The organism is Protofrankia coriariae (assembly GCF_001017755.1).
GTDB classification, from domain to species: domain Bacteria; phylum Actinomycetota; class Actinomycetes; order Frankiales; family Frankiaceae; genus Protofrankia; species Protofrankia coriariae.
In genome coordinates, this window is record NZ_JWIO01000030.1 from 28582 (window position 1) to 39560 (window position 10979).

General features: G+C 71.3%; 10 protein-coding genes (1 of these 10 running past the window's edge). 7 read left to right on the forward strand and 3 right to left on the reverse strand.

The genetic code is table 11. The annotated features are described in order from the left end of the window. From FrCorBMG51_RS17325 to FrCorBMG51_RS17340, 4 genes are all read left to right on the forward strand, one after another. Positions 1 to 822 carry the 3' portion of a hypothetical protein gene (locus FrCorBMG51_RS17325; RefSeq protein WP_476742193.1) on the forward strand. The gene continues 87 nt to the left of window position 1, outside the view, so the window shows 822 of its 909 coding nt (coding positions 88–909); its start codon lies off the left edge, out of view; the stop codon is at positions 820 to 822. Positions 823 to 895: 73 nt separating this feature from the next. Further along, complete coding sequence (locus tag FrCorBMG51_RS17330) at positions 896 to 1462, forward strand: polyadenylate-specific 3'-exoribonuclease AS (protein WP_047224105.1); 567 nt, start codon at positions 896 to 898, stop codon at positions 1460 to 1462. Between the two features lie 228 nt (positions 1463 to 1690). After that, the gene (locus FrCorBMG51_RS17335; RefSeq protein WP_047224106.1) at positions 1691 to 2716 is read left to right on the forward strand and encodes a 6-phosphofructokinase; all 1026 of its coding nucleotides are present in this window, start codon (positions 1691 to 1693) and stop codon (positions 2714 to 2716) included. 208 nt (positions 2717 to 2924) lie between these two features. Next, positions 2925 to 4277, forward strand: coding sequence for a class II 3-deoxy-7-phosphoheptulonate synthase (locus tag FrCorBMG51_RS17340; protein ID WP_235433680.1), 1353 nt, complete (start codon positions 2925 to 2927; stop codon positions 4275 to 4277). A 160-nt stretch (positions 4278 to 4437) separates the two neighbouring features. Here the strand turns inward: FrCorBMG51_RS17340 and FrCorBMG51_RS17345 are convergent, their stop codons facing one another. The 3 genes from FrCorBMG51_RS17345 to FrCorBMG51_RS31635 all read right to left on the reverse strand — a co-directional run bounded on the left by FrCorBMG51_RS17345 (position 4438) and on the right by FrCorBMG51_RS31635 (position 7846). Continuing rightward, positions 4438 to 5637: a DUF5667 domain-containing protein gene (locus FrCorBMG51_RS17345; protein ID WP_047224108.1), complete on the reverse strand. Its 1200-nt coding sequence runs from the start codon at positions 5635 to 5637 to the stop codon at positions 4438 to 4440. Positions 5638 to 5840: 203 nt separating this feature from the next. Next, the gene (locus tag FrCorBMG51_RS31630; protein ID WP_162233237.1) at positions 5841 to 6737 is read right to left on the reverse strand and encodes a PASTA domain-containing protein; all 897 of its coding nucleotides are present in this window, start codon (positions 6735 to 6737) and stop codon (positions 5841 to 5843) included. Beyond that, on the reverse strand, positions 6722 to 7846 hold the full coding sequence (locus FrCorBMG51_RS31635) for a protein kinase domain-containing protein (protein WP_476742190.1): 1125 nt from the start codon (positions 7844 to 7846) through the stop codon (positions 6722 to 6724). Before FrCorBMG51_RS31635 ends, FrCorBMG51_RS31630 begins: the two co-directional genes overlap by 16 nt. Positions 7847 to 8244: 398 nt before the next feature. On the opposite strand from FrCorBMG51_RS31635, the gene FrCorBMG51_RS25505 reads away from it, so the two are divergent. The 3 genes from FrCorBMG51_RS25505 to FrCorBMG51_RS17365 all read left to right on the forward strand — a co-directional run bounded on the left by FrCorBMG51_RS25505 (position 8245) and on the right by FrCorBMG51_RS17365 (position 10933). Then, positions 8245 to 8832, forward strand: a complete 588-nt coding sequence (locus tag FrCorBMG51_RS25505) for a thiol-disulfide oxidoreductase DCC family protein (RefSeq protein ID WP_052914783.1) — start codon at positions 8245 to 8247, stop codon at positions 8830 to 8832. A 116-nt stretch (positions 8833 to 8948) separates the two neighbouring features. Beyond that, positions 8949 to 10544: a Gfo/Idh/MocA family protein gene (locus FrCorBMG51_RS17360; RefSeq protein WP_047224109.1), complete on the forward strand. Its 1596-nt coding sequence runs from the start codon at positions 8949 to 8951 to the stop codon at positions 10542 to 10544. Between the two features lie 65 nt (positions 10545 to 10609). Next, positions 10610 to 10933 (forward strand): Rv2175c family DNA-binding protein, encoded by a 324-nt coding sequence (locus tag FrCorBMG51_RS17365; RefSeq protein ID WP_083730824.1) that lies wholly within the window; start codon positions 10610 to 10612, stop codon positions 10931 to 10933. Positions 10934 to 10979: the final 46 nt, after the last annotated feature.

Below are 10979 nucleotides of genomic sequence, written 5' to 3' on the forward strand. Positions count from 1 at the left end.
CGGCTGTCGAGCCGTTTCCGTGACGTCGCCGGCCTGGTCGGCTTCGAGCTGGCGGCCCAGGCGTCGGCGAACTCCCCGCTGCTCTCCGGCGCCGTGCGGCTCGAGGACGCCCATCATCTGCTCTGGCGCAGCGGCCCGGCCCTGTTCGACCCGACCGCGAGCACGGCGACCAACGACGAGGCCGCGCTGCTGGTCGGCTGGGCGGGTGGGGATCCGGCGACCGTGCAGCGGCTGCTGTCGGCCGCCGAGAGCACCCAGATCGGCTGGTTCTTCGACCGGCCGCCCACCGGCCCGCTCCTCGCCGCACTGGCCAGGCCCTATCCGGCCGCGGTCGCGGGTGTTCCGGTGAGCCTGGCCTACAACCCGTCCGGGCGGCTGCTCGCGCTGTCCTACCTGCCGGTGTCGCCGGCAGGGAACGTCTTCCGGCCCGGGGCGATGACCGAGATCCGGGTGCCGGCCGAGGCCTACCCTGACGGCTACCTGGTGCGGGTGTCGGGGGCCACGGTCGTCTCGGCCCCCGGCGCGGGTGTGGTCTGCCTGGTCACCGACGCCGCGGCGGCCCGGGTGGACGTCCGGGTGGAGCCCGCGTCCGCTGGCGGCGCCCCGCCNGCGGCGCCCCGCCGGTCGCCCCGCCGCCTGGTGATCCGTGCCCGGCTGCCGGCGCGACGACCACAGCCCCGGGTGCCGCCACGGCCCCGGCCGGGGCTACCGGCGGTGGCATCGGCCCGGCCGCCACCGGCCGGGCCGATGGGCGCAGCGCTGACGAGAACGTCAACGGCATGCTGCTGTGGGCACTGCCGCTGGCCGGCGCCACCGGGATGACGGTCGTCCTCGCCGGGCTGTGGTCGAGGCTGCGTCGCGACCACAGCCACGGCCCGGCCTCCCCCCGCGGCGAATGAGCGCGTCCCTTCGGACGGCCGGCGGGCAGACTGGACCGGTGGCCAGCCGCTATCTCTACGACACCGAGTTCATCGAGCGCTCGGAGGGGGGTCACCTCTGGCTGGATCTGGTGAGTATCGGGATCGTCAGCGAGGACGGCAGCCGGGAGTACTACGCCGTGTCCACCGAGTTCGACCCGGCCTTCGCCGTGCCGTGGGTGCGACGCAACGTCCTGGACAAGCTTCCGCCGCCGTCCGATCCGAGCTGGCGGACGCGGGCGCGCATCCGCTCCGACGTCGTCGCCTTCCTCGGCGCGGCCGGGCCGCCGGAACTGTGGGCCTGGTACGCCGCCTACGACCATGTGGTGCTCTGCCAGCTCTTCGGCACGATGACCGACCTGCCCCGGTTCCTTCCTCGTTTCACCCGGGATCTGCGCCAGCTCTGGGAGGAGGTCGGCCGGCCACCGCTGCCGCCCCCGCCGCCCGACGCCCACGACGCGCTCGCCGACGCCCGGCACAATCTCGACCGCTGGCGGGTTCTGGCGCCGCTGCGGACCTGCCCGTCCCCGGCCCCCACGCGCTGAGGATCGTGGCGAGGATCGCGGCGAAACTTCCGTGAAGTACGGCCGCCGGGCCGGGGAATTTCCCGCGCCACGGGCGGCGGATGTGTTTCTTCGATCCTCTCCGTGGGATTACGCTTCCGGACTGACAGGAGCGGCTCGTCACCGGTCGAAGAGCATCGGGTGATCAGGGGAGCCGGGCGCGAGAAAAGGAAGATCGCGCCTTCTTCGGCCCGCCAGGAGGTGCATGGAATGCGGATCGGAGTACTGACAGGTGGTGGGGACTGCCCCGGGCTGAATGCGGTCATCCGGGCGGTCGTCCGTAAAGGCACGGATGTCTACGGATATTCTTTCGTCGGCTTCCGGGACGGTTGGCGAGGTCCGCTGGAGAATGCCACCGTCCCGCTCGGGGTGGAGGCGGTACGAGGAATCCTCCCACGCGGCGGCACCATTCTCGGATCCAGCCGTACAAATCCCTACAAGGAGGACGGCGGTGTCGCGCGTATCCGGCGGACCCTGGCTGCGCACGGGGTCGACGCGCTGATCGCGATCGGCGGGGAGGACACCCTGGGGGTGGCCGCCCGCCTGCATGACGAGGGCATCCCGGTCGTCGGCGTGCCCAAGACCATCGACAACGACCTGTCCGCCACCGACTACACCTTCGGCTTCGACACCGCTGTCAACATCGCGATGGAGGCCATCGACCGGCTGCACACCACCGCCGAGAGCCACCACCGCGTCCTCATCGTCGAGGTGATGGGACGCCACGCGGGATGGATAGCGCTGCACAGCGGGCTGGCCGGCGGGGCCAACGTGATCCTGCTGCCGGAGCGGCCGTTCGACATCGACAAGGTCTGCGCCTTCGTCGAGCACCGCTTCGCCTCCCACTACGCGCCGATCATCGTGGTGGCGGAGGGCGCTGTCCCGGTGGCCGGTTCGCTGGTCGTCAAGGACAGGGAGCTCGACGCCTTCGGCCATGTCCGGCTGCAGGGGATCGCCACCGTTCTGGAGACCGAGATCCGCGGGCGGACGGGGCGGGAGTCCCGCGCGACCGTGCTCGGCCACGTCCAGCGGGGTGGTACCCCGACGGCGTTCGACCGGTGGCTGGCGACCCGCTTCGGCCTGCACGCCATCGACGCCGCGCACGACGGCGACTGGGGCACGATGGTGGCGCTGCACGGTACCCGGATCGACCGGGTGCCGCTGGAGGAGGCGACCCGGGAGCTCAAACTGGTGCCGGAGGAGCTCTACGCCGAAGCCGAGGTCTTCTTCGGCTGAGAAGTCCGCCGCGAAGGGCCGGGAAACCGGCTGAACAGGCTGAACCGGCTGAAATTGGCCGCGGAGTCTGGGCGGCCGGCCGGAAAGTGGCCGGGAAGCCGGCATCCGGCCGGATGCCGTTGGGTGGCACGGGGCGGATGACACCGGACGGTGTGACACCGGGGATTGGGCGACGTGCGCCCATGGCCGGGCCGTACCCTGTATCACTGTGGAGGAACTCGACGCCTGGCGGGCCCTGCCGGCCAAACAACAACCGAACTGGCCGGACCAGGGGGAACTAGCCGCCGTCCGCGACCGGTTGGCGACACTGCCACCGCTGGTGGTCGCCCCCGAGGTGCGGATTCTGACCGAACGGCTCGCGGCGGTCGCCCGGGGTGAGGCATTTCTGCTGCAGGGCGGCGACTGCGCGGAGACCTTCGCCGCGAACACCGCCAACAAGATTCGCGACAAGGTGAAGACGCTGCTGCAGATGGCGATCGTGCTCACCTATGGCGCGAGCGTGCCGGTGGTCAAGGTCGCCCGGATCGCCGGCCAGTACGCCAAGCCCCGCTCAGCCGACATCGAGGCCAGCACCGGGCTGCCGTCCTACCGCGGTGACGCGGTCAACGACATCGCCGCCACGGCGCGGGCCCGCCGGCCCGATCCGGGCCGGATGCTGGAGGCCTACCACGCCAGCGCGGTCGCGCTGAACCTCATCCGTGCCTTCGCGACCGGCGGGTTCTCCGATCTGTCCAAGGTGCACGAATGGAACAAGGCGTTCGTGCGGGATTCGGCGGCCGGGCGTCGTTACGAGGTGATGGCGACCGACATCGAGCGGGCCCTGTCGTTCATGGCCGCCTGTGGTATCGATCTCGAGCGCACGCCGACGCTGCACGGCGTCGAGCTGTTCACCAGCCACGAGGCGCTGCTGCTGGACTACGAACGGGCGCTCACCCGCAAGGAGGACGCCACCGGCTCGATCTACGATCTTTCGGCGCACCTGCTGTGGATCGGCGAACGGACCCGTGACCTCGACGGCGCCCACGTGGACCTGATGTCCCGGATCGGCAATCCGCTCGGCTGCAAGGTGGGCCCGAAGGCCTCGCCCGACGAGGTGCTGGCCCTCGCCGACCGGCTCAACCCCGACCATGTGCCCGGCCGGCTCACGCTCATCACCCGGATGGGAGCCGGTCGCATCCGGGACGTCCTGCCCGCGATCGTCGAGAAGGTCAACTCCGCCGGGCATCCGGTGGTGTGGTCGTGCGACCCGATGCACGGCAACACCCGGGACATCAACGGTGTGAAGACCCGGCACTTCGACGACGTCCTGGACGAGGTGCTCGGCTTCTTCGAGGTCCACCGGCAGCTTGGCACCCATCCCGGGGGGATCCACATCGAGCTGACCGGGGACAACGTCACCGAGTGCCTCGGTGGTGGGGAGCGCATCGGCGAGGCGGATCTGGCCGGCCGGTACGAGACCGCCTGCGACCCGCGGCTGAACACCGGTCAGGCCCTGGAACTCGCCTTCCTCGTGGCGGAGATGCTGCAGCAGATCAACGTGGCCCGTTCACAGGGCCGCTGATCCCCACGGGGTGATCCCACGCGGTGGCCGCGGGCCGGCGTTCCTCCCGGGCCGCGGCAGGCGATCCCCGACCGATGATCGCGATTCTGATGATCATGTGTTCAGACCGAATGATCATCTTCTGTCGGGGACGCCTGGGAATGCCCGGGCCGACAGGTGCTCAGACCGGTCCGCCGGTGCCGGTGCTGACCGGTTGGACGGGCTCGTCCGTATCGGCCGGCAGCGGTGTCTCCGGCGCCTTGGGCACGCTGGTGGGCGTCGCGTCGGTCGGGGCGGACGGCTGCTCGGAGGCGTGCGTGGCCGGTGCCTGCGGGCTGTGGGCGCCGTCCGTGGAGTGGGTCGGCTGCGGCGGCGTGGGGCTGCCGCCGGGGCGGGCGGAGGGGCTCGCGGCCACGGGAGGGGTTAAGACGGAGAACGGGGCCGGTCGTGGCGAGCGTGAGGCGTCCACCCGGCCGGGGGCGTCCTTCGCGGGCGGTGTGCGCTCGCCGGTGTCGAGGGTGTTGTGGACGCCGTGCACGTAGTCGAGGGCTTCGGCGGTCATGGTGTGCAGGGGGCCGTCCGGCAGATTGTCCAGCAGGATGTGCAGGTCCCGCGACTGGTCGTCGGTGAAGTCCTGGACGGTCCGCAAAGCGTCCTCGCTGCCGTTACGGGCCTCGGTGACCAGGACGTTCCCGCCGGCGGACGCCTCCTGCTGCCAGGCCGCCAGCAGGTCGCGCACCTCGACGGTCTTCTTCGGCAGCCGCCCGTCGTCCATGATCGAATTGATTTCGCTGAGCCTGGTACGGGCGATGCCGAGATGGATCTTGGCTTTTTCGACCGGGCTGCCGGTGAGGTCGAGCTGGATGTGTTCGACACGCAGCTTGAGCCCGTACAGCGGCTCGCCGGGGACCGCCCGATGGGTCCCGACGGCGACGCCGGTCACCATCACCGACGCCGCAAGGGCGCCGAGCAGGATCGGGCGCGGGCCGGCGGTGGGCCGGGCGAGGGTCGTCCGGGACGCGGTGGCCCAGGCGAACAGGCCCCGCTGGGCGGGCGTGCGCACGAGATACTCCGGGCCTCTCGCCGATGGCGCGTCTGCCGTCGAGGCCGGGGTTTTCGGGGTGTCGGGGGTCGTGGCGCCCGGCGCCGGTGAGGCCGCGGCGGCGGTCTCCGGAGTTCCGGTTCCGGCGGTCAGGCTCTCGGCGAGCAGCTGGGCGCGCAGCGCCGTACGGAACTCGGGGCGCGGCGACACCGTTTCGTGGGCGCGCAGCGCCGCGACCACGGCCAGCCGCTCGCGGTCATCCGGGTGAGCGGCCGGCGATCCGCCGTCGACCAGCCGGTCGAAACGCTCGGCTCGTCGCCCCGTGAGCAGTACTCCCACCGGAGTCCCCCCTGTTTCCCCCTAGTACGGTGTGCCGACCGGGGGCTCGCTACCACCCGGATACACCGTCGGTCCCCATGATGACCAGGGACACCCCGTTCGGGCACGCATCCCGCCCCCACGGCCGAGGGTGATTCGTCCGGACAGCCGAAGTATGCCGGGAAAAATGCCCGCCTGGAACAGCCATGTGACGATTACCGGGACTATCCGACGGTGAGGGTCACCTTGGTGCCCTTTTTGACCTTGGTACCAGGGGGCGGATCCGTGCTTCTGACCACCATGTCGTCGAAGAAGACGAAGCCGTTGCGCTCGGGCCGCAGTCCACGGCGTTGCAGTTCGCGGGCCGCGTTCTGATATTTCTGATTGATGACGTTGGGCACCTCGACCAGGTCGCCGCGGTCCTCGTCGTCCACCGGCCCCTTGGACACCAGCACTGTCACCACCGAGCCGCGGGCGACTGGCTGCCCCGGGTCGGGGGAGGTGCGGATGACGTTCCCGCTCTGGACGGTCTCGTCGTTGACGTCGAGCCGTGTCACCTTCAGGCCGAGAGCGCCGAGCTGGGACTGAGCCGTGGCGATGGGTACATTGATCACGTTGGGGACGACCACCATGGCCGGACCGGAACTGACGATCAGTGTCACCTGGGCGCCGGCAGCGAGCTCGGTGTTGACGGCGGGCTCCGTCCTGATCACATTGCCGGCCGGGATCGTGTCGTTGGCCTCCGTGCGTGGCGTCGTGGAGAGGTTGAGCTGCTGGCGGGTCAGCCGGGCCTGGGCCTCCGCCACCGACAGGGTGGCGACGTCCGGCACCCGGACCTTCGCCCGGCCCAGGCTCAGACGTATCCGCACGGTGCTGCCGCGCGCCGCCCTGACGGCGCTGGCCGGCTCCTGCGACATGACCTTTCCGGCGGGGATGGTGTCGCTGGTGGCGGCCTCGTCGTAGGCCACGGTGAACCCGGCGTCGGTCAGCGCCTGTACCGCCGCGGCCTGGTCGAGGCCCACCAGCGGGAGGACCGGCGCCGTGCCCGGCCCGGACAGCGCCCTGCTGGCCACGACGATCCCGCAGAGCAGGACGACAGCCGCGATCACGGCCGCCAGCACCGGCCTTCTGCCGCGGAACCGGCGTGACAGGAGCCGGTAGCGCCACTCGGGCGACCGCCGGCTCCCCAGGGCGAAGCCGGCGGTCGCCCGTGGGCGGCTGTGCCGGCGAGCGCCGGCACCGCGGGCGCTGTGCACCCCGCCGCCGGGCGCCGCGGTGTGCACAGCGCCCGCGGCCGGCGCCGGCAGGNCGGCGCCGGCAGGTAGGGCAGGACGCGGTGCAGCTCGTCGAGCATGGCGGTGCCGTCGGCCGGGCGCATGTCCAGGTCACGCGCGGTGGCGTGCAGCACCAGTGCGTCCAGTTCGGCCGGGATGCCCTCCGCGGCCGCCGACGGCGCGGGGACCTCGCCGTGCACCGACTGGTAGGCCACGGACATCGGGGTGCTGCCGGTGTGGGGCAGCACCCCGGTGAGCATCTCGTAGAGGACGACCCCGGCGGCGTAGACGTCGCTGCGGGGGCTGGCGGAGCCGTCACTGACCTGCTCGGGCGCCAAGTAGCCAACGGTCCCCATTACGACACCCTGTGTCATGGCATGGGTTGCCTGGTTCAGCGGGCGGGCAAGCCCGAAGTCGGCGACCTTCACCTGGCCGTCATGGCCGAGCAGGATGTTCTCCGGCTTGATGTCGCGGTGGATGATCCCCGCGTTGTGGGCCGCCGCGAGCGCCTCGAGGACCGGCTCGATGATCTCGATGGCCTCGGTGGGGGTCAGCCGCCCGCGGCTGCCGATGAGCTGGCGCAGGGTCTGGCCCCGCACCAGCTCCATCACCAGGTAGATCACCGGGCCGCTGGGACCGTGATCGCGGCCCTGGTCGAGAACGGAGACGACGCACGGGGTGTTCAGCCGCGCGGCGGCGGTGGCCTCCTGCTGGAAGCGGCGGAGGTAGTCCTCGTCGTGGGCGAACGCGGGATGCATGACCTTCAGGGCGACCAGCCGGTCGAGCCGGTTGTCGTGGGCGACGTAGACCGTCGCCATACCGCCGACCGCGATGCGTTCCTGCGCGGTGTAGCGCCCGTCCAGCAACCGTCCGATGACGGGGTCTGCGACGGTCGCGTCCACGGTCAACAGCTTAGAGCGCCCGTGGATGGCGCCGGAATCCGGCACCACGGCCATACCTGTGCCCAACCCGTCGCAGGGTCATACCCCATCCCAGTCGATCCGAACCCATCCCAGTATGAACGGGTGGGCCGGCGCCGCGACGGGGCCGTCCGCCCGAACACCGGCGGGCCGGTGCCGCNGGGCCGGTGCCGCCCCTGCCGGCCGGGCCGACACGGCAGCCGGGCCGCCGGAGGCGGCGACCATGGTTTTTCGCGCGGCCAGCGGTCCGCATCCCGGAATGGCCGGGATGAGCGTGATGCCGGGACAGCGCACAGATGTCGGGACGGCCGACCTGTCGACAGATCCGGCTGTCGACAGGACCGGATGCGGATAAGGCCGGATGCTGATAGAGCCGGATGCTGATAGGGCCGGCTGTCGTAAGGACCGCTGGCGCGAGGGTCGGGAGGCCGCCAGTGAGTCAAAACCGGACGTCCACGGGTGTCGGCATCCGGTATTCGCCCGGGAACATCCGGTATTCGCCCGGGAAGACGGGCGCGCGCCCGCGCCCGGTATTCGTCTGGGACGGTGACTGCGCTTTCTGTCAGGCCGCCGTCGCCCTTCTCACCCGCCATCTCAGCCCGGTGCCGGACGTCCAGCCCTGGCAGGCGGTAGATCTGCGCGGACTCGGCCTGACCGAGCGGCAGGCGCGGGAGGCCGTCTGGTGGGTCGACACGAACGGCGACGTGAACGGCGACGTGGGCAACCGCACGGGCTGCGAGGCGGACGGCAAGCCAGACGGCACGGTGGACGGTACGGCGTGCTCGGGTGCGCAGGCGGTGGCCACGTGGCTGGCCATCTCCGGGCAGCCCTGGCGGCTGTTGGGAAATCTGCTCCGCCGCCGATTGCCCGGCCGGATCGCCGCCGCCGTCTACGTCCGGACATGTCGTAACCGACATCGGTTACCCGTACCGACCTGGCACGGATTGTGGCTGTGGGTGCGGGGTTTGTGGACGGGCGCGCCGGCCGGTGGCTGTGATCCGACGGGTACGCCGCCGCGCTGAGCCTCCCACACAGATCCTCCCACGCTGGTCCTCCTGCGTTGATCCTCTTTGCCGTCCGTGTTTCCTGAGCGGACCCCCGTCGCTTTGCCGGTGGGCTAATTCACTACAGTGCCTGCGTGCCCCGGATTCACCTGGTCTCGAACCTTCCCGGCGCCAGCGCACTCGGTGACCATCTCAGGGGTGCGGGGCTCGGGCCCACCTCCGCGCGGTCCGCGGATGCGCTGCTCGTCCTCATCGACCGACCGTTGGACAGCGGCGAGCAGGACGTGCTCGACCGTGCCCGCCAGTCCGTCCCGGTGCTGCTCGCCGGCCCCACCCTGCGGTCGCTGCCGCCGGACAGCCCGCTGGTGGAGGCGTCCGGGCTGGTGCCGGGCCAGGTGACGCCGGTCCACGAACTGTGGCTGTTGCCGGGCCCGGACGGCGCGGAGTTCACCACCCGGCTCGGTGACTTCCGGCCGGTCGACCAGTGGGTCGTGCCCGACAAGCTCGCCGACGACGTGGAACAGCTGCTGATGGTGCGTCACGAGCTGACCGTGCATCCGGTGTGCACCTGGCGTCCGTCAACGGGCCTGGGCATGCTCACGCTCGGTTCGGGTGACCGGACGCTGGCCGATCCCGCCTACCACCGTCTGATCGGACGCTGGCTGCGTCACGCCCTCGGCGTGCGGGACGCGCCGCCGGTACGGGTGGGGCTGCTCGGGACGGCCGAGTCCGCCGCCTTCCACCACATGGCCGTCGACGTCACCGAAGGCCTGGAGATGGCCGCGATCTGTGATGGCGCGTCGCGCCCGCCGGGACGCGGCGGGGACCGCGCCGTCCGCCGGATCGCCAATCCGGCGGACCTGGTGAACGACTCCGAGATCGATCTGATGATCATCGCCACTCCGACGCACACCCACACGGAGTGGGCGGTGCGGGCGCTCGAGGCCGGCAAGCACGTCGTGGTCGAGCACCCGTTCTGCCTGACCACTCGGGAAGTCGACGAGCTGACGGGCCTGGCCGCCGAGCGCGGGCTCATCCTGGCGGTCCATCCCGACCAGCGAGACGATCTTGGTTACCGTGCGTTGCAGAGCTCGGTCCGAGCGGGTGCGATCGGTGACGTGCTGTGGCTGGAGACGTTCCAGGGCGCCTACACGCGCCCGCCCGGGACCTGGCACGACGATGCCCGGGTCAGCGGCGGGGCCGTCTACGACCGGGGCTTCGCCCCCCTGGACTGGATCCTCGACCTGCTCGCCGGGCCCGTCGAATGGGTGTCGGCGACCGCGCACAAGCGGGTGTGGCACCACGTGAGCAACGCCGACCACACCCGTATCCTGCTGCACTTCGCCAGCGGTACCGAGGCCCAGATCACGATCTCCGATCTCGCCACCGCGGCACTGCCCAGGTTCCACGTGATCGGAACGGCCGGCTCGATCGTCAGCGAGGTCCCCACCGAGCCGGTCATCCCCGGCCCGCGGTCCGGGCGACACGCCGAGCGGATGTTCGCCACCCCCGCCGTCCACCTGAACCTGGTCGCCGCCGACGGCAGCCGGACCAGGCTGCCGCTGCCGCCGGCACCGGTCACCTCGGTTTTCCACAACCAGCTCGCCGACCTGCTCGTCTCCGGCTGGCCCATGCAGTACACCGCGGAGGTGGCCCGGCGGGTGGTCGCCGTGATGGAGGCGGCCAGTCAGTCGGTGGCCGCTGATGGGGGGCCTGTCGCGCCGGTATGACCATCACCCCGCACGACCCTCACCCCGGTATGACCAATAGCCGTTTCTCGGTGTTTACTTTGACCGTGGAGTGGCTGACCCTGCCCGACGTCGCTGACCGGCTCGGGGTACCCATCACGCGCGTGCGTCAGATGGTGCGGGATCGCAAACTGCTCGCCGTGCGCTCAGATGGCGTACTGCGGGTTCCGGCCGAGTTCATCCAGGACGACACGGTGCTCAAGGGCCTGTCGGGCCTGCTGACCGTGCTCTCCGATGCCGGCTTCTCCGACGAGGAGTCGTTGGACTGGCTCTTCCGGGAGGACCCGACCCTGCCCGGCACCCCTGTGCGTGCCCTGGCGGAGAACCGCGGCCGGGAGGTCAAACGCCGGGCCCAGGCCCTCGCCTTCTAGCGCCTTCCAGCCGCCCGCGCCCACCGGCGGCCTCGTCCGCCGGCGG